Annotated in this window: 21 protein-coding genes and 1 rRNA gene; 12 read left to right on the top strand and 10 right to left on the bottom strand. The window is 74.5% G+C overall.

The features are described 5' to 3' along the window. The 3 genes from rrf to F8568_RS41735 form a co-directional block, all read left to right on the top strand. Positions 1 to 94 (top strand): 5S ribosomal RNA (gene rrf / locus F8568_RS41725); the annotation flags it as partial. A 377-nt stretch (positions 95 to 471) separates the two neighbouring features. After that, entirely contained in the window at positions 472 to 1,026 is a 555-nt protein-coding gene (locus F8568_RS41730) for a hypothetical protein (protein ID WP_151599591.1), read from the top strand. A gap of 151 nt (positions 1,027 to 1,177) precedes the next feature. After that, positions 1,178 to 3,409, top strand: a complete 2,232-nt coding sequence (locus F8568_RS41735) for an N-acetylmuramoyl-L-alanine amidase (RefSeq protein WP_160573957.1) — start codon at positions 1,178 to 1,180, stop codon at positions 3,407 to 3,409. A gap of 84 nt (positions 3,410 to 3,493) precedes the next feature. On the opposite strand, the gene F8568_RS41740 is transcribed toward F8568_RS41735, so the two are convergent. Continuing rightward, positions 3,494 to 5,146, bottom strand: a complete 1,653-nt coding sequence (locus F8568_RS41740) for a DNA repair helicase XPB (protein ID WP_151599595.1) — start codon at positions 5,144 to 5,146, stop codon at positions 3,494 to 3,496. Between the two features lie 208 nt (positions 5,147 to 5,354). On the opposite strand from F8568_RS41740, the gene F8568_RS41745 reads away from it, so the two are divergent. Next, entirely contained in the window at positions 5,355 to 5,915 is a 561-nt protein-coding gene (locus tag F8568_RS41745; RefSeq protein WP_202125975.1) for an MFS transporter, read from the top strand. On the opposite strand, the gene F8568_RS41750 is transcribed toward F8568_RS41745, so the two are convergent. The 3 genes from F8568_RS41750 to F8568_RS41760 all read right to left on the bottom strand — a co-directional run bounded on the left by F8568_RS41750 (position 5,891) and on the right by F8568_RS41760 (position 9,648). Further along, the gene (locus F8568_RS41750; RefSeq protein WP_151599599.1) at positions 5,891 to 6,301 is read right to left on the bottom strand and encodes a DUF4190 domain-containing protein; all 411 of its coding nucleotides are present in this window, start codon (positions 6,299 to 6,301) and stop codon (positions 5,891 to 5,893) included. The genes F8568_RS41745 and F8568_RS41750 overlap by 25 nt on opposite strands. A 146-nt stretch (positions 6,302 to 6,447) precedes the next feature. After that, positions 6,448 to 8,829: a helicase-associated domain-containing protein gene (locus tag F8568_RS41755; RefSeq protein WP_151599601.1), complete on the bottom strand. Its 2,382-nt coding sequence runs from the start codon at positions 8,827 to 8,829 to the stop codon at positions 6,448 to 6,450. 201 nt (positions 8,830 to 9,030) lie between these two features. Next, complete coding sequence (locus tag F8568_RS41760) at positions 9,031 to 9,648, bottom strand: TetR/AcrR family transcriptional regulator (protein ID WP_202125976.1); 618 nt, start codon at positions 9,646 to 9,648, stop codon at positions 9,031 to 9,033. Positions 9,649 to 10,060: 412 nt separating this feature from the next. Between F8568_RS41760 and F8568_RS41765 the strand changes: the two genes are divergently transcribed. Then, on the top strand, positions 10,061 to 10,540 hold the full coding sequence (locus F8568_RS41765; RefSeq protein WP_236010010.1) for a GNAT family N-acetyltransferase: 480 nt from the start codon (positions 10,061 to 10,063) through the stop codon (positions 10,538 to 10,540). A 35-nt stretch (positions 10,541 to 10,575) separates the two neighbouring features. On the opposite strand, the gene F8568_RS47315 is transcribed toward F8568_RS41765, so the two are convergent. After that, positions 10,576 to 11,034, bottom strand: coding sequence for a hypothetical protein (locus tag F8568_RS47315; protein WP_202125977.1), 459 nt, complete (start codon positions 11,032 to 11,034; stop codon positions 10,576 to 10,578). Between the two features lie 334 nt (positions 11,035 to 11,368). Here F8568_RS47315 and F8568_RS41775 point away from each other — a divergent pair, with 334 nt between their 5' ends. Together F8568_RS41775 and F8568_RS41780 are read left to right on the top strand one after the other, a co-directional pair. Then, positions 11,369 to 12,019: an HAD family hydrolase gene (locus tag F8568_RS41775; protein ID WP_328601276.1), complete on the top strand. Its 651-nt coding sequence runs from the start codon at positions 11,369 to 11,371 to the stop codon at positions 12,017 to 12,019. 166 nt (positions 12,020 to 12,185) lie between these two features. Continuing rightward, positions 12,186 to 12,581: a cold-shock protein gene (locus tag F8568_RS41780; protein WP_151599603.1), complete on the top strand. Its 396-nt coding sequence runs from the start codon at positions 12,186 to 12,188 to the stop codon at positions 12,579 to 12,581. 26 nt (positions 12,582 to 12,607) lie between these two features. On the opposite strand, the gene F8568_RS41785 is transcribed toward F8568_RS41780, so the two are convergent. Further along, positions 12,608 to 14,035, bottom strand: coding sequence for an MFS transporter (locus F8568_RS41785; RefSeq protein ID WP_236010011.1), 1,428 nt, complete (start codon positions 14,033 to 14,035; stop codon positions 12,608 to 12,610). A 285-nt stretch (positions 14,036 to 14,320) separates the two neighbouring features. Here F8568_RS41785 and F8568_RS41790 point away from each other — a divergent pair, with 285 nt between their 5' ends. Then, positions 14,321 to 15,067: a DUF3027 domain-containing protein gene (locus F8568_RS41790; RefSeq protein ID WP_328601280.1), complete on the top strand. Its 747-nt coding sequence runs from the start codon at positions 14,321 to 14,323 to the stop codon at positions 15,065 to 15,067. Positions 15,068 to 15,134: 67 nt separating this feature from the next. Next, positions 15,135 to 18,125 (top strand): sacsin N-terminal ATP-binding-like domain-containing protein, encoded by a 2,991-nt coding sequence (locus tag F8568_RS41795; protein WP_407924514.1) that lies wholly within the window; start codon positions 15,135 to 15,137, stop codon positions 18,123 to 18,125. Here the strand turns inward: F8568_RS41795 and F8568_RS41800 are convergent. Further along, entirely contained in the window at positions 18,122 to 18,505 is a 384-nt protein-coding gene (locus F8568_RS41800) for a DUF2530 domain-containing protein (RefSeq protein ID WP_151599610.1), read from the bottom strand. The two genes, F8568_RS41795 and F8568_RS41800, sit on opposite strands and share 4 nt — an antisense overlap. A gap of 37 nt (positions 18,506 to 18,542) precedes the next feature. Then, positions 18,543 to 19,106 (bottom strand): TetR-like C-terminal domain-containing protein, encoded by a 564-nt coding sequence (locus F8568_RS41805; RefSeq protein WP_151599612.1) that lies wholly within the window; start codon positions 19,104 to 19,106, stop codon positions 18,543 to 18,545. A gap of 108 nt (positions 19,107 to 19,214) precedes the next feature. Here F8568_RS41805 and F8568_RS41810 point away from each other — a divergent pair, with 108 nt between their 5' ends. The 3 genes from F8568_RS41810 to thpR all read left to right on the top strand — a co-directional run bounded on the left by F8568_RS41810 (position 19,215) and on the right by thpR (position 22,200). Next, complete coding sequence (locus F8568_RS41810; RefSeq protein ID WP_151599613.1) at positions 19,215 to 19,682, top strand: MarR family winged helix-turn-helix transcriptional regulator; 468 nt, start codon at positions 19,215 to 19,217, stop codon at positions 19,680 to 19,682. A gap of 518 nt (positions 19,683 to 20,200) precedes the next feature. Then, positions 20,201 to 21,442 (top strand): MFS transporter, encoded by a 1,242-nt coding sequence (locus tag F8568_RS41815; protein WP_151599678.1) that lies wholly within the window; start codon positions 20,201 to 20,203, stop codon positions 21,440 to 21,442. 134 nt (positions 21,443 to 21,576) lie between these two features. Continuing rightward, positions 21,577 to 22,200, top strand: a complete 624-nt coding sequence (gene thpR / locus F8568_RS41820; RefSeq protein WP_151599615.1) for an RNA 2',3'-cyclic phosphodiesterase — start codon at positions 21,577 to 21,579, stop codon at positions 22,198 to 22,200. Here thpR and F8568_RS41825 read toward each other — a convergent pair. Next, entirely contained in the window at positions 22,137 to 24,299 is a 2,163-nt protein-coding gene (locus tag F8568_RS41825) for a hypothetical protein (RefSeq protein ID WP_151599617.1), read from the bottom strand. The two genes, thpR and F8568_RS41825, sit on opposite strands and share 64 nt — an antisense overlap. A gap of 388 nt (positions 24,300 to 24,687) precedes the next feature. Further along, positions 24,688 to 25,722, bottom strand: coding sequence for a hypothetical protein (locus tag F8568_RS41830; RefSeq protein ID WP_151599619.1), 1,035 nt, complete (start codon positions 25,720 to 25,722; stop codon positions 24,688 to 24,690). Between the last annotated feature and the right edge of the window lie 218 nt (positions 25,723 to 25,940).

Genomic DNA, 25,940 nt, shown 5'->3' on the forward strand with positions numbered 1-25,940 from the left:
AACACCCGGTCCCATTCCGAACCCGGAAGTTAAGCCCTTCAGCGCCGATGGTACTGCATGGGAGACTGTGTGGGAGAGTAGGACACCGCCGGACACATATTGGGAAGGCCCCGCCGAAAGGCGGGGCTTTTTCCCTTTGCGGCCGGAGCCGAGCAACGGCGGTGCGCGGACGCTAGATGAACGAAGTTGTTCGTTAGAGTACGGTGAATCTCGGTCTCTTCTCGACGTCCGCCTATGTCCAGTGAGGACGCTTGCCGACATGAGCCAGCCGCAAGAGCCAGCCCAACCGCAGTGGGGAGGCCCGCCTCCGCAGCCAGGACCGTATCCGACGGCGGGTCATCACGGGCAGCCGTTGGCCCGCCTGAAGCGCCTCAAGGTCCGCCGCCAGGAGTGCATCTCGGAAGCCCGCCAGGTCTCGGATATCCACCACCGGGATACCAGGGAACCTTCTACCAGCAGGCCGGTGGGCCGGTGGGCTCTCAGGCGCCTTCCGGGCGGGGGCTGAACTGGTTCGGTGTCGTGGTCGCGGGAGCGGCGCTTCTGCTGGTGGTCTCCACGGTCCTGCCGTGGGTGCGGGTGTCTGTGGACGGGCAGTGGCTTTCGCCGAGCGCCACCCAGCACGTCGAGAGGTCGTTCAACGGGTTCGAGGGCAATGTCGGCTGGGGTTACCTGACGCTGCTGTGCGCCTTCGCGGCGGCCGCCCTCGGCGTGCTCGGTGCCGTTCTCCGGAACGGCCGGCTCGTCGGTGCGGCGGCGATTCCCGGGCTGCCCGGCTTGGTGTCCTTGGGGCTGGTGCTCGCGCGCCTGGATTCCGCCAGGTCCGCAGTCGTCGACGGTCAGGTCCACGGGATTCCTCCCGCGCTGAGAGTTGTCCTCGAGAAGAAGCTTCAGACGTCGTTGGACGTCGGCTGGTTCCTCGCGCTCCTGATGACCCTGGTGGTCATCGGTGTAAGCGTCGTGGCGTTCATCATCGCCGTCGGACGTCCGGCCGATGCGGGGCGGCAGCAGCCCGTGCCGGGACGTTGAGCCACCGCATTGTTTCTCGCTGGCAATTGCGTGACAATTGCGGGGCCCGAGGTGCTGGTGGTGCGGGGATGCCGGCCGGTGATGGTGCGGCCCGGGTCGTGATCGGAGAGACATGCTCAGGCGTACTTTATTTGGTGCGTCCGTTGCCACGGTGGTGGTCGCGGGAACGGTGACGTACCTGGTCTCCAGTGGATCGGACGCGACGACGTCCGCGAGCGGCAAGCCCGGCCCGGGGCGCGTGCATCAGTACGCGCTGCGGAGCATGACGGCCGGCACCGCGGCGCAGAAGGTGGCGGGGCTCCCCGCCGCGTCCACCGAGCCGTTCAGCCTCCTCGGTGTGACGTGGGACAAGCCGCGGTCCGAGCTGCACGGGACGGTCCGGGTCCGGACCCGGGACGCCGCGTCCGGACAGTGGTCGGGCTGGCGCGAGGTCGAGCCGGAGACCGAGGACGCCCCCGACGCCCGCGAGGGCGCCGCGAGGGGAAGCCGGGGCGGGACGAGCGGGCTGTGGGTCGGGCCTTCCAACGGCGTCGAGGTGCGGGTGACCGGGCATGGCCGGACGCTCCCGACCGGGCTGCGCGTCGACCTCGTCGATCCCGGAGATCCGGGAGACTCCGGAGACCCGGCGGGCGGGGGCGGGACGTCCCGGCCCCGGGCCGCGGGCGGGGGCGGCACCGACGCCCGGCTGGCCGCGGCCGCCGAACCGATCGACTCGCCGGCCCCGGCCGACTCGTCGAGCCCGGCTGCGGAACCGTCAGCCTCCAGCAGTGCGGAACCGTCGCCTTCGGAGTCGCTGGCGCCGACGTCTTCGCCGGCCGGCGGCACGGCGCCGTCGTCGCAGCGGTTGGGCGCGAAAGCGGTGATCGCGCCGAAGCCGGCGATGGTGTCGCGGGCGGCGTGGGGCGCCGACGAGTCGCTGGTGAAGGAGCCGCCGGAGTACGACGCGTCGGTGAAGGCGGTGTTCGTCCACCACTCCGACACCGGCAACTCCTACACGTGCGCGCAGGCGAAGTCCGTGGTGCGGTCGATCTTCCTGTACCACGTGAAGAGCGAGGGCTGGAACGACATCGGCTACAACTTCCTCGTGGACAAGTGCGGCACCGTGTACGAGGGCCGCGGGGGAGGCGCCGACCGTCCGGTGCACGGCGCGCACACCTACGGGTTCAACACCGACACGACCGGGATCGCCGTCCTCGGCACCTACACGAAGGCGAACGAGACGCCGGCGGGCGTCGCGCCGACGCAGGCGGCGCTGAACGGCGTGGCGAAGGTGGCGGCGTGGAAGCTCGGCCTGACGGGCGTCGACCCGGCGGGCAAGACGACGCTGACGTCGATGGCGCCGGACGGGACGGGCGGGAAGTACCCGTACGGCAAGAAGGTGTCGTTCTACACGATCTCCGGGCACCGTGACGGGTTCGCCACGGCGTGCCCGGGCGCGCAGCTGTACGCCATGCTCGGCGCCATCCGGACCGCCGCGAAGAAGCTCACCACCCCCGCGGTCGCCGTCACGCTGTCGGGCGCGGCGAACGTGGGCGGCCGCTACTACACCAAGAGCACGGTGACGGTCGGGTGGAAGCCGGTCGCGTCGGCGACGTACGAGGTCCGCGTCGACGGGGCGGTCGCGGCGACGCCGGCGGCCGGTGCGTCGTCCGCGGCGCTGACGCTGAAGCCGGGCACGCACAGCGTCATGGTGCACGCCAAGTACAGCGGCGGTGGCACCGCCGACTCGCCGGCGTCCACGGTCGTCGCGGACGTCACCAAGCCCGTCTTCGCGACGCCGCCGGCGCTGTCGCTGCGGCCCGCGACGGTCACCACGACCGCCGTTCCCGTCACGCTCGGCTGGAAGGCCACCGACAACGCGCTGCTCGGCTCGGTCAAGGCGACGTCGCCGGCCGCCAAGACGTTCGCCCCGGCCACGACGAGCTGGGCGGCGACGGCGACGCCGGGCGCGGCGCAGTCGTGGTCGCTGACCGCCGCCGACGCCGCCGGGAACACCGCGACGTCCGGCACGTCGCAGAGCGTCGCGCTCATGCCGGAGGGCCAGTCGCAGCGCACCGGGCCCTGGAAGCGGACGACGAACAGCTCCTACCTCGGCGGGTACGGGCTCTACAGCGGCACCAAGGGCGCGAGCGCGAGCTGGACGTTCACCGGGCGCAGCGCGGGCCTGGTCGTCAAGCGGCAGTCGAACGTCGGCGCGGTCGTCGTCTACGTGGACGGCGTGAAGGCCGGCACGCTCGACACCCGCGCGTCCAAGCTCGCGTACCGGCAGCTCGTCTGGACGCGGGCGTGGAAGACCAGCGGGAAGCACACGATCAAGGTCGTCGTCGCGGGGACGTCGGGGCGGCCGATCGTCTGCATCGACGGGATTACCTACATCCGCTGACGCGACATCGACAACACCCAGAAACACCGAGGGGCCCGGCGTGCGCGACGCCGGGCCCCTCGGCCGTTCAGCGGCCGGCGGCGGTCAGATCTCCTCGCCGGCGAGGATCGCGTCGGCGTCGACGATCCGGTACGCGTAGCCCTGCTCGGCGAGGAACCGCTGCCGGTGCGCGGCGTAGTCCTGGTCGAGGGTGTCGCGGGCGACGACGGCGTAGAAGCGGGCGCCCTGCCCGGACGCCTTGGGCCGCAGGAGCCGGCCGAGGCGCTGCGCCTCCTCCTGTCGCGACCCGTACGCGCCGGAAACCTGGACGGCGACGGACGCCTCCGGCAGGTCGATGGAGAAGTTCGCGACCTTCGACACGACCAGCACGGTCAGCTCGCCGGACCGGAACGCGTCGAACAGCCGCTCGCGTTCGCGGACCCGCGTCTCGCCCTTGATGACCGGCGCGTCCAGCAGGGCGCCGAGCTCGTCGAGCTGGTCGATGTACTGGCCGATGACGAGGGTCTGCTCGCCGCGGTGCCGGTCGACGAGCGCCTGGATGAGTTTGGTCTTGGTGTCGGTGGTGGCGCAGAAGCGGTACCGCTCGTCGGGCTCGGCGGTGGCGTACGCGAGCCGCTCGGAGTCGGTGAGGGTGACGCGGACCTCGACGCAGTCGGCGGGCGCGATCCAGCCCTGCGTCTCCATGTCCTTCCACGGCGCGTCGTAGCGCTTCGGGCCGATGAGGGAGAACACGTCGCCCTCGCGGTCGTCCTCGCGGACGAGCGTCGCGGTGAGGCCGAGGCGGCGGCGGGCCTGCAGGTCGGCGGTCATCCGGAAGATCGGCGCGGGCAGCAGGTGGACCTCGTCGTAGACGACCAGTCCCCAGTCGCGGGCGTCGAACAGCTCCAGGTGGGTGTACACGCCCTTCCGGCGCGTCGTCATGATCTGGTAGGTGGCGATGGTGACCGGCCGGATCTCCTTCTTCGTACCGGTGTACTCGCCGATCTCGTCCTCGGTGAGCGAGGTGCGCCGGATCAGCTCCTGCTTCCACTGGTGCGCCGAGACGGTGTTGGTGACGAGGATCAGCGTGGTCGCCTCGGCACGGGCCATCGCGGCGGCGCCGACGATCGTCTTCCCGGCGCCGCACGGCAGGACGACGACGCCGGACCCGCCGTGCCAGAACGCGTCGGCGGCGTCGCGCTGGTAGGAGCGCAGCTCCCAGCCGTCCTCGACGAGGGAGATGGCGTGCGCCTCGCCGTCCACGTAGCCGGCGAGGTCCTCGGCGGGCCAGCCGAGCTTGAGCAGCGCCTGCTTCAGTGAGCCGCGCTCGCTCGGATGGACGATGACGGTGTCGTCGGCGACCCGGTCGCCGATCATGCCCTTGATCTTCTTGGCGCGGAGCACCTCCTCCAGGACCGAGCGGTCCGAGGAGGACAGGACGAGCCCGTGCGCGGGGTGCTTCTCCAGCCGCAGCCGCCCGTACCGCGCCATCGTGTCGGCGACGTCCACCAGCAGCGCGTGCGGGACGGGGTAGCGGGAGTACGTGATCAGGGTGTCGACGACCTGCTCGGCGTCGTGCCCGGCGGCGCGGGCGTTCCACAGCGCGAGCGGCGTGACCCGGTAGGTGTGGACGTGCTCGGGCGCCCGTTCGAGCTCGGCGAACGGGGCGATGTCCTTGCGGCAGGCGTCGGCCAGCTCGTGGTCGACCTCCAGCAGCAGGGTCTTGTCGGATTGGACGATGAGCGGACCGTCGGTCAATGCAGAAGCCCCCGTCGATGATCGCGATGGCTCGTCCGGACGCCGTGCACGCTACCCGAGGCGTGCCGGCGCGTCGCGCGTTCCGGACGGGACGGCAGGGTTCAACGCCCGATCCGCCCCGGATATTGCGTCGGCCGCCGGCGGCCCGTTCGCGGTCGCCGGTGCCGCCTGGTGAGGACGGCGGCGCCGCGCGGTCCTGTTCCAGAACGTGCACGGGTTCTCGGCGCTGGAGACGGGCCTGGCGTTCCTCGTCCCGGCCGTGGCGATCGCCACCGGCACCCAGCTCGGCGAGCGGATGGCGGGGCGGTTCGGGACGCGGCGGACGCTCGTCACCGGGTTCGCCGCCGGGGTCGCCGCCGGGGTCGCCGGAACCGCGCTGCTCGCCCCCGGGTTCGACATCGACGCCGCGTTCCTCACGACCGTCCCGGGACTGGTCGTGTCGGGGGTCGGGCAGGGGCTCGTGTGGACGGCGATGTGGATCACCGCGTCCACCGGCGTCGCGCCGGAGCGGCAGGGCGTCGCGAACGGGATGGCGTCCACCGCGCTGAAGCTCGGCAACGCGATCGGCCTCGCCGTGCTGACCGCGGTCGCGAACGCCGGAACGGGCGGGCGCGCCGGCGACCCGCTGCGGGCCGCGATCGCGGGCGGGAGCCGTACCGCCGTGCTGCTCGCCGCGGCCGGCATGGCCGCCGGGATGCTCGTCGCGCTCGCGCTGCGCCGCCGGCGCGGCGCGGCGGCCCCGGCTCAGACGCCGCTGGTCGAGCTGTAGTCCGAGTCGTGGGTGACGGCGAGGGCGATGTAGACGACCGCGAGGATGATGGAGATCACCACCGACGCCGCGAACAGCGACCAGCTCCAGATCGTCAGCCGCCGGGCGGAGGCGGGGTCGGTCCGCACGCGGCCGACGGCGAGCGCGCCCGTCACGATGCCGGGGATCGCGATGATGTTGCAGCACAGCAGCGCCAGGACGCAGTTGCACACCAGCGCCGCGATGGCGGAGCCGTTGTTCGCCGGCGCGTAGGGGACGCCGGGCGGCCCGTACGGGTGCGCCTGCGGGCCGTAGACGCCGGCGTCGTCCCAGCCCGGCGTCCCGCCGTTGCCGTAGCCGCCGTACGGGTCGTGCCAGCCGGGCGGCACCCCTCCGTATCCGCTCACGGTCGCCTCCTCGCGCTTGAGGGCACGGTACCGGTCAGATAGCCCACATGGTTGGACAGATCGGGCGTGCCGCCGGTTCCCTCCGGCCGCCGGTTCGTCCCGGCCGGACCCGGACGGGTCGGTGCACCGTCGGGGCGCGGACGGGGCTAGGACTCGTCGTCCAGCTCGGCGACGCCGGTGATGCGGTGCAGCGCGAACCGGTGCACGGCGGCACGCGTCGCGTCGTAGCCGGTCAGGAAGCCGCCCTCGACCCGGACCGGCTCGACGATCCGGCTGGACGCCTGGCCCTGCTGGTCGAGGTAGCCGATCCAGACCCGGCCGCCGCGGTCGACGGCGCCGCGCAGCCGCTCGATCGTCGCCATCGCCGGGGACCGGGGCGGCTCGCCGGACGGCGCGCCCGCGCGCAGCCGCGCCTGCTCGGCGCCGTGCCGGGACGCCTCGTCGCCGGCCCGCAGCGCGCGCACCGCCGCGGAGATCATCGAGGCGTCCGCGGCCTCGTCCGGGCGCAGCCGGACGATCTCGGCGGTCGGCGGCGGCTCGGCGCGCTGCGCGTCCGGCCGCGTCACGATCACGCCGCCGCCGGGCGACTCGGCGACCGGCGCGAGGCCCATCGCGCGCAGCCCGTCGAGCAGCTCGCCGCGGTGCAGGCTGGACGCCAGCACGGTCGGCGCGAGCCGGTGCAGCCGCAGCGCGGCCGAGCGCCGGTCGGCGAGGATCTCGTCGAGCGTGCCGGCCGAGTCCGTCCGGACGTAGGAGGACAGGGACCCGACGCGCAGGTGCCCGTGCCGGCGCGCGACGTCGTCGATGAGGTAGGTGAGCGGCTGCGGCAGCGGCGTCGCCGAGTGGCGCGCCAGCAGGCCGGTGACGTCGTCGGCGGTGCGCCCGGCGTCCAGCGCGCGGCGGATCGACTCGGGCGTGAACCGGTACACGGTCGCGCCACCGGTCGACTCGACGTCGGCGGCGAGCGCCAGCTCCCGGCTCAGCTCGGTCACCAGCGGGCCCGGCGCGACGGCGGTCAGGTCCGCCTGGATGAGGATCCGGTCGACCGGCTCGGGCAGGTACTTCTCCAGGCCGGGCTCGGGGTCGTCGCCGGCGAGCAGGTCGCGGGCGAACGGCGCGAGCTCGCCGAACCCGGTGAGGCCGAGCGCCGCCGCCTCCCGCAGCGTCCAGCCGACCAGCCGGTCGCGGGCCGGGCCGCCGCGGCGCGGCCGCAGCCACGCCAGCCGGGCCCGCAGCGCGTCCGCGTCCACCGCGGTGCCGCGCTCGGCGCCGGCGAGGATCTCCAGCGCGGCGCGGCGGGTGGCGGGGGCGCTGCCGCGCACCATCGCCTCGCTCAGCGCGTTGATCAGCCGGTCCCGGTCGTCGCGCTCCCCGGCGAGCCCGGCGGCCCGGTCCGACCGCAGCCAGCCGCGCGCCAGCTCCGTCCAGCGGCCCGCGGTGTCGCGCATCAGCCACAGGTCGTAGGCGGGGGTCGGCAGCCACTCGCCGTCCAGGTCGCCGCTGCGGGTCAGCAGGCCCGCCGCGTACGCGACCTCGACCAGCAGCGCCGCCTTCCACTCCGGGACGTCCAGCAGCGTCGCGGCGTTGCGCAGGTCGCGGACGGCGAGGCCGCCGCTGCGCAGCACCGGCGGCGGCTCCAGCCCCCACCGCTCCAGCAGCTCCTCGACCAGCCGGACCGCGTTGAACGCCTCGCCGGCGGCGGCGCGGACCGCCATGTCCTCGCCGCGGGGGCCGCCGGACGGCTCCCGCCCGAGCGGCGGCGGCTCCGCCGGAAGGTCCTGGAACAGGCGGCCGCCGCGCAGGTGGAGCGCGACCTCCCGGGGCAGCGTGACCGTCCGGTCGTCCTCGGCGGCGAGGAGCCCGCGCGCGAGGAGCCGCTCGATCGGGGTCGCGGCGGTGTCGACCCGCACGGGACGGCGCGCGTCGGCGACCCGGCCGACCGGCGGACCCCAGGCGAGCGCGTCCAGCGCGGACCGCGCCTCCGGCCCGGCCGCCTCGATCAGCGGCGCCGGGTCGGCGAGCAGCTCGGCGAGCCGGCGCAGCAGCCGCGCCGCGTCGGCGAACCCGCGCGGCGCCTCGCCCTCCAGGTCGGTGACCAGCGCGGTGAGCCGCTCGACGGGGTAGCCGGCGAACACCTCCAGGACGGGCGGGCCCAGCCCCGCCGGATGCGGCAGGCCCTGCCGGACGCCCGGCGCCGCGTTCAGCGCACCGTCGCCGCCGTCCCAGACCAGGCCGAACCGCAGCAGCCGCCCGACGGCGTCCGCGACCAGGTCCTCGGCGGCGTCGAGCGCGGCGGCGGGCGCGCCGGGCAGCACCGGCGGCGGCAGCACGAGCACCGCCTCCAGCACCGCGAGCGTGAACCGGTCGAGCCGGTCGAGGGCGCGGGAAACCGCGGCGGGCGTGGCGGCGCGCGAGGCGAGCGCGGTCAGGTCGGCGGGGACGGGCGCGAGGAGTTCCGGACGCGCGGACAGCAGCGCGCGGAGCTCGTCATCGGCTCGTGCGCGCAGCCAGTCCGCATACGATTCCATGCCGTTCGCCAGCTTAGTGTCGCGGGCGTCCCGGCTCGCCGCGCCCCGCGGACGGGGCGTTTCCGCATGTCGGACGCTGCGGGGGCGGGACCTCTCCAGCGTAGGAGCGCGGCGGTGCGGCCGGTGCGGCGCCGCGGCACGTGGAGGAACGCGTGCCGGACGAGCCGTCCGGCACGATACGGGACCGGCCGGAACGGCGGGTCAGGACGCGGGCGTGCGCTCCAGGTTGACCAGGCCGAGGCCGAGCCGCGCCCAGCTCTCCACGAACCGCTTCTCGTCGATCCGCGTCGGCGGCTCGTACATCGACTCGTTCGCCAGCCAGTAGTTGACGACGGCGCCGCCCAGGATCGAGGCGATCGCCGCCCAGTCCTCGTCGGCGCCCGCGTACTCCGGCTGCTGCGACAGCCAGGTCGCGATCCCGTCGTACAGCGGGTTGACGATGCCCTCGCGCATCTCCGCGACGAGGTTCGGGAACTGGTCGAGGTCGCGGAACAGCACCCGGATGAGGTCCTGCTCCTCGCGCATCTTGGCCAGGCCCGCCTGGCAGGTCATCCGCAGCCGCACCTCGAGCGGGCGGTCGGAGAACACCTCGGCCTGGTCCAGGACCGTGGTGATCTGCTGGCGGGTCCGCTCGATGTGCTCGCGGATCGCGGAGGCGAGCACCTCCTCCTTGGACCGGAAGTGCCGGTACAGGCCGCCCGCCCCGGGCGACAGCCCGGCCGCCGCCTCGATCTCGGCCACCGAGGTCGCCGCGTAGCCCCGATCGGCGAACAGCCGCAGCGACTCGGCCACGATCCGCTCGCGCGTAGAAACCGTCATCTGGAAACAACCTCCATGGACCCGCCGCACGGTTCGAACGTACGTGCTAAATTACGGGTGCCCGGTCGGCGGGAACCACGCTGGCCGAGCCTACCGCCGGGTCGGCGGGAAGTGAGGTCTGCGGAGCTGTTGTAAGACCGATGGGCGGCACACCGTCCCTTGCCGGTAATCCGGGTCGGCAGACGGCTGTGAAACAGAATAGTCGCCCCACGAGGGGCGAATCCCTTGTCTCGGCAGGGGAGAGGCCAAGGTGATGAATTCCTCCGCGAGGCAGCGTGTTGCATCGTCGACCTTCGGGGTCCGCCGCGGCGAGCGTGTTCACTTTGTGACACGTCTCGCCGCGTCCCGGGGGCGACTAGAGTTCGATGCCCGCGCCCCTGTGCCGGAAGGGGCGTCCCCGGAAGGGTCGACGATGTTCATGTCTCCGCGGAAGGCGGCCGACGGGGCCTTCCTCCCCGAGGACTTCGTGGTGCCCACGCTGGTCGCCGGACCCCGGTTCCAGATCCGCCCGATCACCGTGCACGACGTCGTCAAGGACTACGGCGCGGTGATCGGCAGCCTGGACCGGCTCGCCGGCCGGTTCGGCCCCGAGTGGGGCTGGCCGGACCGCGAGTTCACCTTCGAGCAGGCGCTCATCGACGTGGCGTGGCTGCAGAAGCAGGGGCAGCTGCGCCGCTCCTTCAGCTACGTGGTGAACACGCCGGACGGGGAGCACCAGCTCGGCCGCATCCACGTCGCCCCGTCCGACGAGCCGGGCGCCGACGCCGTCGTGGTGTTCTGGGTCCGCGCCGACGAGGAGGACACCGCGCTGGAGAAGGACCTGGAGGACTTCGTCCGCGAATGGGTCACCACGGCGTGGCCCTTCGACGTCGTCCGCTTCCCGGGCCGGTAGCCCTCCTCGTCGGGCGTTGGGTGCCGGGCCCCGGGTCAGGCGGCGCGGCGGACGGCGCTCACGATGATCCGCCCGACGACGAGGTAGACGAGCGCGGCGAGGCCGTAGTTGACGGCGACGTCGACCTTGGCGTTGTCGGGCTGGAAGACGTCCTTGAACTGCCAGGCCAGCTCGTCCGCGCGGGCGGCGAACCAGTGCACGATGTCGTTGCCGGTGTTGGCCTCGAACACCACGAACAGGATGTGCACCGCCAGCACCAGCACGACGAGCGTCGTCACGACCGAGATCACCGTGGCGATCAGGTCGACGGTGCGCTTGCGGGCGGCGGCCGCGGAGGCGGTGAACGGCCGCCGGGACCGGTGGTCGCCCGGGTCGGTGCGGGTGCCGGTCATGGCGTGCCGTGCGGTCGTGCCGGCCCCGGCGGGTTCGGTCCGGCCGGGTTCCGGCCGCACCGGTTCCTGCGCGGCGCTCGTGCGGTCGGTGTCGTCTGCCATTGGGCCCTCCTTCGCCGGGCCGGCCTGCGGCTGATCGTCCTTGGCGTTCGAGTGGCTCGTTCGAGCCCTACGTTTTTCCTGGTCAGGCGGTTTTCGCCGGGGGGTGGGGGTATCACCTCGGCACGGGCGGCCGCCCGGGACCCGGCAGACCAGACCGGGCCGGGCAACCAAGGTCCCCGCGCCAAGAGTTCCCGCGCTCTCCTACTCGGATCCCGTCGCATCGCCACTACCGGGAGAGCGCGGGTACTTGCGTCCGGGGTCCCGGGGCCCGGACCGTCCCGCGCGCGCTCAGGTGCCGGCTCTCGCTCCATACCGGACCTTTACCCTGTGTGGCGTGCTGGACCTTGATTCGCCGAAGATTCCCCGTCCGGATGGTGCCGGATTCTCCGTCGGCTTCGACCTCGACCTCACGCTGGCCGACACACGCGCCGCCATCGCCGCCGTGTACACCGCGATAGCGGCGCGGACCGGTGTGGCCATCGACACGGACCTGGTCCTTCAACGGATCGGCCCGCCGCTCGAGGTCGAGATGGCCTACTGGTTCCCGTCCGAGCGGGTACCCGCCATGATCGCCCTGTACCGGGAGATCTACCCGGACGTCGCGATCCCGGCGACCGGGCTTATGCCCGGCGCGGTCGCGGCGCTCGAGGCGGTCCGGGCGGTGGGCGGCCGGGTGGTCGTGGTGTCCGGGAAGAACCAGCGCGACACCGAGCGCACCGTGAGCTTCCTGGGACTGGACGTGGACATCGCCGTCGGCGGGCTGTTCGGCGCCGACAAGGGCACCGTGCTGCGCGAGCACGGCGTGCGCGCCTACATCGGCGACCACACCGGTGACGTGGACGCGGCGCGCGCCGCGTCCGCCGTGGCCGTCGGGGTCGCGACCGGCGCGTTCGACTCCGCCGCCTTGACCGCCTACGGCGCGGACGTCGTCCTGCCGGACCTGAACGCCTTCCCGGGGTGGCTCGCGGAGTTCGCGGCGGCCTGACCGGGCGTCCGGAACGGGCCGATATCGGGGTGCCGCGGAGGCGGTGTCCGGGATAGCTTCATCCCGTTGCCCCAGGGGGCTTCGCGGGGGTCCGGCGTGTTCCCGGGCACCCCGTGAGGCATTAATCTTGGGGTCGATTCAGGACGATTACCGAACGAGGTATCCCGTGCCGACTGGCAAGGTCAAGTGGTACGACTCCGACAAGGGGTTCGGCTTCCTCACCCGCGACGACGGCGGTGAGGTCTTCGTGCACTCCTCGGCGCTGCCGGGCGGGGTCACGACGCTCAAGCCAGGCCAGCGCATCGAGTTCGGCGTGGTCGAGGGACGGCGCGGCCAGCAGGCGCTGCAGGTGCGCGTGCTGGAGAGCCTGCCGTCGGTCGAGCGGACCATCGCCAAGCAGCGGCGCAAGAAGCCGGACGAGATGGTCGTCATCACCGAGGACCTGATCAAGCTGCTGGACGGGATCTCCAACACCTACCGGCGCGGCAAGCACCCGGCTCCGGCCGAGGCGAAGAAGATCGCGACCGTGCTGCGCGCGGTGGCCGACGACATCCACTCCTAGCCGCCGGCCCTCGGGCCGGGCGCGGGTCAGCCCGGTGCGCGCATCCGGGTGCCGGCGTCCTTGATCGGGGCGCCCGGGCCGGGGCGGACGCGGCGGTGCGCGCCCGCGCGGCGGGTCAGCAGCAGGCCGAGCGACAGCGCGAGCGCCGCCGCGACGATCGCCATCGCGACCCGGCCGTCCGCGACGATCGACATGCCGAGGCCGAGCAGCCCGCCGACGACCCAGGCGAGCTGGTGCAGCGTCTCGGTCACCGCGAACGTCGACGAGCGGACCTCCTCGCCGATCTCCCGCTGGACGACCGCGTCCATCGACAGCTTGCCGAGGACCTGGCCGAGACCGGCCGCGAGCGCCACCGCGAGCGCCGCCCACAGGCCGAAGAACAGCGCGCTGACGGCGGTCACGGCGGTGACCGCGCCGAGGGTGGCGGTGACGATCAGCCGCGGCGCCCGCGCCCTCATCCAGGCGCCGAGCGCGGTGCCGATCAGGCCGCCGGCGCCCGCGAACGCCGCGAGCAGGCCGAGCGCGAGGTTGTGCGACACCGGGTCGAACCGCTCCTCGCGGAGCAGGAACGCCAGGTAGAGCACCAGGAAGCCGGACAGGGCGCGCAGCACGGCGTTCGCCTGCATCGCCTCGGCGACGACCGGGCCGACGCGGGGCAGCGTCCGCCAGTGCCGGGCGGGCGGCGCCGTCCCCGAATCCGCGGGCTCGGAACCCAGGTCCTGCGAGTCCGCGGGCGGTGCCTCGCCCGCGTCGGGGAGGTCCACGCGCCGGGGCAGCCCCATCGCGAACACGATGCCGAGCAGGAACACCGCCGTCCCGATGCGCAGCACCCAGCCGGGGCCGATCAGCACGGCGAGGCCCGCGCCCGCCGGCGCGGCGGCCGACGAGGCGATCAGCCCGGCGAACGAGGCGCGCGCGTTGGCCGTGACCAGCGTGATCTCCTCCGGCAGCAGTTGCGGGGTCACCGCGGCGCGCAGCACCCCGTACGCCTTGGAGGTCACCAGCACGCCGAACGCGGCGGGCAGGAAGGTGATCGGGTCGTTGTGCGCGACGGCGCCCGCCATGCCCCAGCACAGCAGCCCGCGCACCGCGAACGTGGCGGCCACCGCGTACCGGCGGACGTGCCGCATCCGGTCGAGCGCGGGGCCGATCAGCGGTGCGACCAGCGCGAACGGCGCCATCGTGACGAGCAGGTAGAGGGCGACCTGGCCGCGCGCCTGGTTGACGTCCAGGCCGAAGAACAGCGTCCCGGCGAGCGCGACCGTGACCATCGCGTCGCCGGCCGAGTTCAGCGCGGACGCCTCGATGAGGGTGCCGAGGCCGCTGCGGCCGGCGCCGTGCGCGTGCGTGACGCGCCGGGTGAGCCGGCCCGCGCCGCACGCCGCCGAGCGCATGCCGCGCAGCGTGCTGCCCGCGCCGCCCACACCGGCGCGCACGGAGCGTCGCAGTCCCATCGCGCCCTGATCTCTCCTCGCGGGGTCCGTGCCGTTGCCCGGCCGCCGCGGCCCGCCTGGTCGCGCGTCCGGCCGCCTGATTGAGAGTACGTTCCCTTTCGAGGGGCCGGATCACCTCGCGCCGGGTGCGGCCCGCGTGTCGGGTCATGTCCCGGGATGCGCGAGAATCGAGATGTGAGCCCAACGCGTCAGTCCAGCCCCGCGCGTACCGCCGCCGCGCGCACCACCTCCGGGCCCGCCCGCCGGACCCGCACGCCCGCCGTCGATCCCGCCTGCGCCGAGGCGGTGGACCTCGCCCGGACGGCGGCCGAGGAGACCGCCCGGCCCGCGCCGGTCGGGGAGCATCTCGGCCTGCGCGCCGAGGGCGACCGGGTGGTCACGCACTATTTCGAGGCGCTGGACCCGGCCTATACCGGCTGGCGGTGGGCGGTCACGGTGGCCCGCGCCGCCCGCGCCAAGATCGTCACGGTGAGCGAGTGCGTGCTGCTGCCCGGCGACGACGCGCTGCTCGCGCCGGAGTGGGTGCCGTGGCTTGAGCGGCTGCGGCCGGGCGACCTCGGCCCCGGCGACCTGCTGCCGACCGCGCCCGACGACGTCCGGCTCGCCCCCGGCTACGCGCAGGTCGACGAGTCCGTCGAGCGCGAGGCGCAGTGGGAGCTCGGCCTCGGCCGCGTCCGGGTGCTGTCCCGGGAGGGCCGCGACGAGGCCGCCGCGCGCTGGTACGACGGTGTCGCCGGGCCCCGCGCGCCGATCGCCGCGTCCGCGCCGGCGCAGTGCTCCACCTGCGGGTTCTACGTGCCGCTGGCGGGCGGCCTGCGGCAGATGTTCGGCGTGTGCGCCAACGAGTACGCCCCGGACGACGGCCGGGTGGTGTCCGCCGACCACGGCTGCGGCGCGCACTCCGAGGCGGTCAACCTGCCGGCGGCGTCCGAGCACAACCCGCCGGTGATCGACGAGCTGGGCTACGACGTCGTCGTGTCCGCCGGCGAGGAGGCCGGGGCGCTGGACGACGAGGCGCTCGGGCACAGCTGATCGCGACGGGACCGGATCGGGGGCGCGGCCCGTCCCCGCGACGAGCCGCGGCCCGCGCGGCGAGGTGGTGACAGCGGTGGCGCCGGATCCGTTCGGCACGCGCGTGCTGCGCGAGCGCGTCCTGCGCGCCTGGGCGGAGTCCCCGGCGCGGTTCCGCGAGGACGCCAACACCGAGGAGGACCACGCCCTCGGCGGCTACCGGGACCGCGTCGTCATCGAGCTGGCGCAGAACGCCGCTGACGCCGCGCTGCGCGCCGCCGCCCCTGGTCGGCTGCGGCTGGCGCTGGACTCCGCCGCCGCGGTGCTGACGGCGGCGAATACGGGCGCCCCGCTGGACGCCGCCGGTGTCGAGGCTCTGTCGACGCTGCGGGCGTCGGCGAAACGCGATGAGGCGGGCGCGGTGGGGCGTTTCGGCGTGGGGTTCGCGGCGGTGGTCGCGGTGACGTCCGAGCCGTCCATCGCGTCGCGGACGGGCGGGGTGGCGTGGTCGCAGGAGCGGGCCCGGGAGCTGGCGGGCGGCCTCGCCGGGGTCGCGGACGAGCTGGCCCGCCGGGAGGGCCGGGTGCCGCTGCTGCGGCTGCCGTTCGAGGCGGAGCCGCCGCCGGAGATCCCGGACGGGTTCGACACGGTCGTCCGGCTGCCGCTGCGGCCGGGCGCGGCCGAGTCGGTGCGGCGGCAGCTGGAGCAGGTGGACGCGGCGCTGATGCTGGCGCTGCCCGCGCTGGAGACGGTCGAGATCGACGTCGACGGCGGCGTGCGGGTGCTGTCCGCCGAACGGCGCCAGGCAGGGCTGGTCGTCGTCGACGGGCGGGCGTGGCAGACCGTCGAGGCGCACGGGGCGACGCCGGGAGAACTGCTCGAGGACCGTCCCGTGGAGGAGCGGTCGCGCGCGTCCTGGCAGGTGCGGTGGGCGCTGCCCGAGGACGGCCTGCCGGACGGCACGCCCGCCGTCGTCCACGCCCCCACGCCCAGCGACGAGCGGCTCGACCTGCCGGCGCTGCTCATAGCGTCGTTCCCGCTCGCCCCCGACCGGCGGCATGTCGCGCCGGGCCCCTTGACCGACTTCCTGGTGGAACGGGCCGCCGAGGCGTACGTGGACCTGCTGAAGGCGCGTCCGGCAGAGCCGCGCCTGCTCGACCTCGTCCCCGGGCCCGTCGGCGCCGGGGAGCTGGACGCGCGGCTGCGGCGGGCCGTCCGCGAACGCCTGCCCGAAGCGGCGCTGCTGCCCGTCCCGGACGACCCGGACGGCCGCCGGATGCGCGGCCTGGACGCGATGGCCCTGGACGCCCCTGCCCCCTTCCTCGATCTTCTCGCGGGCCGCGCCGGCGAGGAGGCCGTCGTCGGCGGGCTCCTGCCGCCCGGCTGGTCCGCGCGGAGCCCGGCGCTGGCCGCGCTGGGCGTCCGCCGCGTCGAACTGGCCGACGTCGTGGACGAGCTGGCCGCTGTGGACCGCGGACCGCGCTGGTGGCACCGGGTCTACGAGGCGCTCGCCGAGGCCTCCAGGGACGCTCTGGGGGCGCTCCCGGTCCCGCTGGCGGGCGAGGCGGGACGGCTGGTGCGCGGGCCGCGCGGGCTGCTGGTCGCGGACGGCGTCGACCCGGCCGGCCTCGACGCGCTCGGGCTGCGGTTCGTGCACCCCGGCGCCGTCCATCCGCTGCTGCTGCGGCTGGGCGCGGTCGAAGCGGGCCCGCGCGCCGTGCTCGCCGACCCGGCGGTGCGCGCCGCGGTGGAGGACTCCTTCGACGCCGACGACCCCGGCGCCGTCGCCGAGGCCGTGCTGGGCCTGGTCGCGGCGGCCCGGATCGACCCGGGCGAGGAGCCGTGGCTGGCGGAGCTGGCGCTCCCCGGCGACGACGGCGACCTCTACCCCACCGGCGAGCTGCTCCTGCCGGACAGCCCGCTGCGGACCGTGATGGCCGCCGACGCGCCGTTCGGCGTCGTCGCGCCGGAGACGCTGGAGCGCTGGGGCGCCGAGACCCTCACCGCCGCGGGCGTGCTGGACGGCTTCGCCCTCGCGCGCGCGGAGGACGTCAACCTGTCCGGCCTGCTCGACGAGGCCGAGACCTTGGACCTCGACGACGAGGACCGCTGGGCCGACGACGTCCTCGAACGGATCGGCCCGCAGGAGCTGCCACCGCACGTGCCCGAGTTCCAGGCCGTCCGCGATCTGGAACTGGTCGACGACTGGCCCGCCGCACTGCGGCTGCTGGCCGCGCCGCCATGGCGCGCCGCGATCGTGGAGCCCGCCCACGTCGCCCTGTACACCGGCCATCGCGCAGTGGTCCCGTCCTACACGGCGTGGTGGCTGAGCCGGCGTCCGATCCTGGACGGCCGTAGGCCCGGCGAGTTCCGCCTAGGGGGCAATGAGACGCTCGCAGGGCTCTACGACCTCGCGCCCAGCGGATTCGACGAGCAGCTACTGCTGGCCTTGGGCGTCCGTACATCGCTGGCCGATCTGCTGGACGAGCCCGGCGGTGCGCAAGAACTGCTCGACCGGATGGGCGATCCGGGACGCACCGTCAGCCGCGTCCAGCTCGGCGGCCTGTGGACGGCCCTCGCCGACGCCGACGTCACGGTGGAGCCGCCCGAAAGCGTGCGCGCGGTGGTGGACGGGGACGTCGAGGTCGTCGACGCCGCCGACGCCCTCGTCCTGGACGGTCCCGACGTGCTGCCGCTGCTGGCCGGGCAGCCCCTCGTCATCGCCGCGCAGGGACGCGACGCGCGGCTCGCCGAGCTGCTCGACCTGCCCCTGGCCGGCGACGAGGTGCCCGGCGCCGTGGAGACCGCGGGGGAGAAGCGCCCCGTGCCGGACGCCGTCCGGGCCGTCCTGCCGGACGCGCCGGAGACCTACCTCGCGCACGAGCGGCTCATCGTGGACGGCCAGGACGTCGCGTGGTGGACGAGGGACGGCGAAGTCCACGCGAGCGGCACCGGCGGCCTCGCGCGCGCGCTCGCCTGGTCCTGCGGGGACTGGGCGGCCCGGCTCCTCGCCGAAGCCGTCCTGCGCGACCCGGACGCCCTGCCCGTCCTGCTGGCCGAGGACGACCTGGAGCGCTAGACGTCCGCTTCGGACGTTTCCGATGTCTCCGACGGCTCCGGCGATCTCGTGACGGCGTCCTGGCGCGTCGCCCCCGGGCCGGCGGCGGCTTCGGCCTGTGCGGCGGGCTGCGCCGCCTCCTCGACGGCGGCCTCGCGGCGCGCGGCGCGGGAGGCCTCCAGCCGCTCGCGGCCCGCCTGGAGCCGCGGGATGTACCAGACGCCGAACAGGCCGGTCACGACGCCGGTGACGCACACCCACAGCCACCAGCGGTCCCCGGACGGCGTCCCGGCGACCAGCAGCACGGCGAGCGCCACCGCCCACGCCACCGTGCCGACCAGGGCCACGCGGACGTCGTTGGTCCGCATGGGCGGCGGGTCCGGGCGGCGCGGAGGGGTCATGGAGATCAGGTTACGCGGCGGGCGCGGGAGAGCGGCGTCACACCCTGGGCTGCGAGAAGCCGGAGGTGAACAGGGTGATGAGCCGCTCGTAGCTGGCCTCCAGATCCTCGGGGAGGCCGAAGCCGCCGGCCGCCTCCAGGACGGCGAAGCCGTGCACGGCGGAGCGCAGGCAGCGGGTGGCGTGGACGAGGTCCGGGCCGTCCAGGCCGTAGCCGCGCAGCACCGCGTAGATGACGCCGAGGACGCGTTCGGCGGCGGCACCGGCGGAACCCGCGCCCTCCGCCGACTGCTCCAGCGACCCGTAGCGGCTAGGGTGCTCCACAACGTAGCCGCGGTAGGCGCGCATCATGGCCGCCACGGCGTCGTCCTTGGAGCGTCCCATGGCGGCGGTGCCGAGACGGTCGGCGAGCTCGTCGAGGATTCTCGCGGTCACCAGCTGTCGCAACTCGGCCAGGTTGCGGACATGCTTGTAGAGGGAGGGGGTCGCGACCCCGGCCCTTCCGGCGACCGCGGCGAGCGTGAGGGCGCCGGGTCCGCCGGCGTCCACGACGGCGATGGCGGCGTCCACCACCGCGTCCGGCGTCAGGCCCGCGCGCGGCATCCCGATCCTTTCTTCGACCACTGAATAGCCAAAAAGCTAATAGCCTTAGCTGAACGTGTCAAGGAGCGGGCGTGGCAGCATGGGCATCAGCACGGGAGAACGATGACGATGACAACGCCACCGACCGGCGGCCGGACCGCCTCGCCCCCGGGGCTGGCCGAGGAGCTGCGCATCTCGATCGCGCGGCTGTCGCGCCGGCTCCGGCACCTGCGGGCGCCGGCGCCCGACGGCGGGCCGGCCCCGCTGTCGCTCACCCAGTTCGCGGCGCTCGCCGCCATCGAGCGGCACGGCTCCATGACGCCCCGCGAGCTGGCCGACCACGAGAAGGTGCAGCCGCCGTCGATGACGCGCGTCATCGCCTACCTGGAGGACCGCGGGCTCGTGGTGCGCAGCCCGCACCCGACCGACGGGCGCCAGGTGGTGCTGGTGGCCACCGACGAGGGCTCGTCGCTGCTGCGCGCCGAGCGCCGCCGCAAGGAGGCGTGGCTGTCCACCCGGCTCGGCGAGCTGACCGACGGCGAGCGCGAGATCCTGCGCCAGGCCGCACCGATCATCGACAAGCTCAGCCGCTCCTGACCCCGGCCCCGGCCCGTAGCCCCGCGCGGCGGCCGGTACCGGCGCCGTGCCGGAGTGCGGTTGCCGGAATACCGGCCGTGCGATTATCGTTAGCCTTGATAATGACTTCTGCTAACGATGGACTCGATGAACCGGACGGTGCCCCGGCGCGCGGGGCGCGCCCCGGGCAGGCCGGGCGTACCGGCGCCGCCCTCCCCGTGGCGTCCCGCGCGCGCCGCCGCCGTCCCGTCCCCCGCACCCCCGCCCGTACCCCGCACGCGTCCCCGCATCCCACCGCCCATCCGGCGGGCCGGTCGGACGCCGCCGCGCCGCCGCCGCACGCCGAGCGCGCCGGGCGCCTTGATGGAGCGGTCCAAACGCCTGCCGACGCCCCCACCGGCCAGGTGACCGAAGCCACGGAAGCCGCCGAGGCCGCCGAGGCCGTCGTCGCCGCCGAGGAGACCGACTCCGCCGTCGAACCGCCCGGACACACCGGCGACGACGCGTCCGACTCCGCCGAGGACGCCCGCGCCGGCGGCATGTTCCGCTCCCTCCGGACCCGGAACTACCGCCTGTACGCCTCGGGCCAGGTCGTCTCCAACACCGGCACCTGGATGCAGCGCGTCGCGCAGGACTGGCTCGTCCTCGACCTCGCCCACAACAACGGCACCGCGCTCGGCATCACCACCGGCCTGCAGTTCCTGCCGCTCCTGCTGTTCGGCCTGTGGGGCGGAGTGATCGCCGACCGCTACCCCAAGCGCCGCGTCCTGATGATGACGCAGGTGTCGATGGGCGCGCTCGCGCTGATCCTCGGCGTCCTCACCGTCACCGGGCAGGCCCGGGTCTGGCACGTGTACCTGCTGGCGTTCGGGCTCGGCCTCGCCACCGTCGTCGACAACCCGACCCGCCAGTCGTTCGTGATCGAGATGGTCGGCAAGCGCGACCTGCCGAACGCGATCGCGCTGAACAGCGCCACCTTCAACGGCGCCCGGCTGCTCGGCCCCGCCGTCGCCGGCGTGCTGATCGCCGTCATCGGCACCGGACCGGTCTTCCTGGTGAACGCCGCCTCGTTCGGCGCCGTCCTGCTCGGACTGTCCGCGATGCGCGAGAGCGAGCTGCACGACTCCGGCACCGTCAAGCGCGCCAAGGGCCAGCTCCGCGAGGGGCTGCGGTACGTCCGGGGCCGCCGCGACCTGGTCCTCGTCCTGGTGATGGTCGGGTTCGTCGCGACCTTCGGCATGAACTTCCAGATGACGACCGCGCTGGTCGCCAAGGAGGTCTTCCACACCGGCGCGTCCTCGTTCGGCCTGGCGTCCAGCATGCTGGCGCTCGGCGCGCTGACCGGCGCGCTGCTCGCCGCCCGCCGCTCGACCAAGCCGCGGCTGCGGCTGCTGCTCCTCGCCGCGATGGGGTTCGGCGTGGCCGAGACCGCCGCCGGGCTCGCCCCCGCCTACTGGCTGTTCCTGGTGCTGCTCGTCCCCGTCGGCATCGCGCTGATGACCTTCACCACGTCGGCGAACGCGACGATGCAGCTCGGCGTCCAGCCCGAGATGCGCGGCCGCGTGATGGGCCTCTACATGTTCGTGTTCATGGGCACCAACCCGCTCGGCGCGCCCACCGTCGGCTGGATGGCCGAGCACTTCGGGCCCCGGCTCAGCATCGTGCTCGGCGGGCTGGTCTCGATGGCCACCGCGATCGTCGTGGCGGCGCTGGCGGCGCCGCGCGGCTCGATCCGGCCCGCGCTGGCCCGGCTGGCGCGCGTCCCCGCCGCCGGCCGCTGACCCCTGAGCCGCCGGTGCGCCGCCGCCTACGGCGCCGACGGCCCGCGCCGACCGGCGCCGATGGCGCAGCGCAACCGCGTGACAACGGGTGCCGTCTGCTGGAAAGCTGAACGGGTGGCTCACCGGACGTTCCCATGAGGCTCTTCGTGGCGCTCGTACCGCCACCGGACATCCTGGACGAGCTCGAGGAGGCCGTCCTTCCGCACAAGGACGACGTCCCCGAGCTGAAATGGGTCCGGCGGGAGCTGCTCCACGTCACGCTGGCCTTCCTCGGCGAGTGCGACGACCGCACCGTCGACCGGCTCCTGCCCCGGCTGGAGCGCGCCGCCCGGCGGCACGAGCGGATGACGCTGTCGCTCGCCGGCAGCGGCGCGTTCCCCGGCAACGGCGCGCACGCCCGCGTCCTGTGGACGGGCCTGTACGGCGACCGGCGGGGCCTGGCCCGGCTCGCCGCGTCCGTCGCCGCCGCCGGACGCCGCGCGGGCACCCCGCCCGACAAGCACCGCACGTTCCGGCCCCACATGACCATCGCCCGGTCCAGGCAGCCGACCGACGTACGGCCGCTGATGGAGGCGCTGTCGGCGTTCGCGACCGGGTCGTGGACCGCCGACGCCGTCCAGCTGATGTGCAGCCACCTGCCCGGCAAGCAGTACGACCAGCTGACCTACGAGCCGCTGAAGACCTGGTCGCTGCGCTACAGCTCCGGCGGCGGAGGCGCGGGACGGTCGGCGTCCGGCGGGCCCCAGGGGACGCCGTAGCGCTCGCAGGCGCGGCGCAGCTCGTCCAGGTCGGGCGGGAACGTCACCTGCCGCAGGACGCGCCCTGACGGCCCCCAGACGACCAGCCGCGGCAGCCGCTCGGTCGACTCGTCGATGCCGACCCCGCCGATGCGGTCGCGGGCGAGGTCCCACTCGACCCGGCCGCGCCGCGTCACCACCGCCACCCCGGCGGACGACACCCGCAGCTGCGAGCGGTTCCGGTCGTACAGCCAGTAGCCCGCGAGGCCGATCAGCAGCCCGGCCGGCACCGACCAGCTCGCCGTCGCCCCGAACCCGCCGAGATCGGGCCCCAGCCACACCGCGCCGATCAGCGCGACCGCCTCGCACAGCAGCACGCTCATCCCGTACGTGCCGACACGGGAGCGGCGCGTGGCGTCCAGCAGCGCGCCCGGCGCCGTCACCGGGCTCGGCGGCTCCGGCACCGAGAACGCGAAATCCGGCTCGCCGGCGAGCCCGCCGGGCGCCCGCGACCCCTCCCGCGCCCCCTTCGGCGCCTCCGAGCCGTCGGACGCCGCGCCCGGCGCCGACAGCGGCGCCGTCGCACGGGCCTCCGGCTCCGGCGCCGTCAGCGTCGACATCGCCGAATGGAATGCCGCGCTCAGATACGCGTCGTACTCCGCGTCGTTCACCGGCAGGCCCGCCTTGCGCGCCGACTCGCGCAGGTCCGTGCGGGAGATCCGCAGCGCCGACAGCGGCGCGGCGAAGAACTCGTCGCCGTCGGAGTCGTACAGCCGCACCCACGCGTGCCCGGCGATCGTCAGCAGCTCGATGCCGCCGATCCGGTCCTCCGGCATCTTCAGCACCACGTCGCCGGCCGCGTCCGCCCAGCCGAGCCCGCCGTCCGCGACCACCAGCCGGCCGCCCGGGACCTGCGCGAAGATGTCCGGCAGCCCCTCCAGGCCGTACTCGGGACGGCGCGGCGGCCGCGCCCCCGGCGTGATCACGTGGTAGCCGTGGTCGTCGAGCGCGTGCGCCAGCTGGAAACCGTCCAGGCCGTGCGCGGGCAGCCGCGCGACCAGCTCCAGCCGGTGCCCGAACGCCAGCGCCGCCAGCTCCGCGCGCCGCGGCTCCCCGCTCAGCGGGTCCAGCCGCAGCCCGGGACCCACCACCACCGCCGCGACCGTCCCCGACGGCAGGTCCTGCAGCTGCCGGCGGCCCGGCCGGGCCCGCACCAGCAGCCGCTCCGCGGTGATCGTCCAGCGCACCCGGGCCGCCCGCAGCAGCCGCCGCCGCGCCGCCAGCACCCCGGTGATCGCGGCGAGCGCCCAGCAGCCCGCCGCCAGCCGCGCCTCGAACCCGCCCGCGCCCTGCACCGCGATCCGCACGATCATGACCGCGCCCAGCACGCCCGTCAGCGTGCCGAGCAGCGCGACACGGCGCCGCCCCGGCAGCGGGTCCGGCGTGTCGAGCCGGAACTCGCCGCGCCCCGGCGCCGCGCCGCCCGCCCCGTCCCTCGGACGCGGCGGCTCGTGCACCGCCGCCAGCAGCGCCGCCTCCTGGTCCAGCAGCCGCTTCTCCGCCGCGTGGTCGCGCGGCAGCGGCCCCGGCGCCGAGAACCCCGGACCCGGCACGTCCCCGTCCGGGCCCTGGCGCCGCAGCGCCTCGTCCAGCGCCGGATCCAGCAGGTCGCTCGCCTCGCCGTCCAGCACGTGCATCGGGATGCCGAGCCGCCGCGCCGTCACGAACAGCGCCAGCGGCTCCAGGCCCATCGCCGTCAGCCCGCCGACCGCCGTCCGCCCGAACCGGTGGAACACCGTCAGCATGCCGTCGCCCGTCGTGATGGCCAGGCCGTCGATGCGGTCCCGCTCGTAGCGGACCATCGTCAGGCCGCCCTTGCCGACCCGCTCCAGCCCGGCCGCCGACAGCCGCCAGTACGGCCGCGGCCGGCGCCGCCGCGCCTCCGGCGCCGCCCCCAGCACCCACGGGAACGCCGCCACCACCGCGATCAGCAGCGCCCACAGCCACACCGGCCGGATCGGCAGCAGCGCCAGCGCCACCGCCAGCAGCGCGAACGGCCCCGCCGCCACCGGCCGCCACCGTCCCCCGGCCCCCGAAAGCCCGACGAGCTCTGTGTTCATTGCATTGCCCTCGGCGGTCGGGCGTTGAACGCCCTCCCTTCAACGGGCAATGCGGCGATCGCTGCATCGCTCCGACTCGCCCTGGGGGCTCGCTGCGCGATCAAGTTCTCGCAGGCTCGAACTTGGCTTCGCACGCGATCGCAACGCTCGGGTCCGCGCGGGCTGGGGTTCGGACCACTGACGATGGCCGCTGCGGGCGGGGGGTTGCGGTGGGGTCGGGCGGGGTGGTCACCCTGGGGCATGCGGCGCCCTCCTTCGGCGGGCAACTGGGCGAACGTGGGGGACGCTACGGCTCGCTTCGCGTTCGGATTCTCCCAAGCGCGGCGCCGGGTTCGCAGACGTTCGGGGGTTCGCGGAGCAGACCGTGTCCGGACGGTCAGGTCCCGGGTCATCCGCGTCTCCGGAACAGGCCGTAGCCGACGCAAGCGGCGATGGCGAGCGCGACGAAAAGGCCGGTCCGGACGCCGCCGGCGTCGCGGTGGCCCTGGTCGGCATCGTCCTTGCCGGTCTTCTCCGCGGTCTTCGCGGACGCCGAAGGGGAGGCCGGGGACTTCGCGCCCGGTACGGAAACCTTGTAGACGGGCTGGTTCTCGCCTTCTGAACCGGCGAGGAAGTACCGGCCGTCGGCCGTGTAGGTGATCGACTCGCCCTGCGGCTGGAACGGCAGCGACACCGAGCGCAGCGACTTGCCGGGGCTCCCGTCCGGCTTCACGGCGTACATGCGTGCGCCGAAGTAGGTGCGGATGACGCAGGTGCTGCCGTCGGGGGCGAACGCCCCGTCCGTCGCCATCGCGGGCGCTTTGCCGATCTTGTGCATGACGTTGTAGCCGGACGTCCGCAGGTGCTTCGGCGCCTCGTAGAGCGCGCCGCCGAACAGCTTGCTGGCGATGTAGAGCCGGTTCGTGCGCGGGTTGACCATGAGGGTCTCGGCGTTGCGCGGCCCGTCCGCGTACTTGATCTTGAACGCGGTGGCGCGGATGGTCTGGCTGCGGATCCGCGCCGGCTCGGGGATCCGGTAGACGGTGACGTACGGCCAGGCGCCGCCGAGGTTGTCGCCGATGTCGCCCATGTAGATCGCGGGACGGCCCCGCTCGTCCTTGCCGAGCGCCATCCCCTCCCAGTCCCGCGCGGACGCGCCGCCGAGCGTCAGCACGGCCCGCACCCGCCCGTCCGGGCCCAGCGCGTAGATCTTCGGGACGCCGCCGGAGTCGTTGTGGGTGTAGACGATGCCGGGGTGCGCGGTGCTCGCCGCGAGCCCGCTGGACTCGGTGATCCGCGGGTCCCTGATGGTGAAGGCGGTGTCGCCGCCGGCCGCGGTGCCGGCCGCTGCGGGCGGAGCCCAGCAGGCGGTCGCGGCGGCGCCGAGCGCCAGCGCGGCGGCTGCCCCGAGGAGGGCACGCGGGGCGGACGGACCCACTGACATCTCGCGATCAACCCCGTTCCCCCGCCCGGTCGATCATACGACGCGCCCCGCGACCCGGACCCGCACCGGCGGTCAACGCAGCAGCGCGCCGACGACCACGGCAAGGATCAGCGCGGTCAGCACGGTGGGGAGCAACCATTGGGGCGCGCGGTTCACATCTTGAGCTTATGCGGCCCCGCGGACGGCGCGAACCGGACGGCGATGATTCGCATCTCATC

This window comes from Actinomadura physcomitrii (genome assembly GCF_008923205.2).
Lineage (GTDB): Bacteria > Actinomycetota > Actinomycetes > Streptosporangiales > Streptosporangiaceae > Spirillospora > Spirillospora physcomitrii.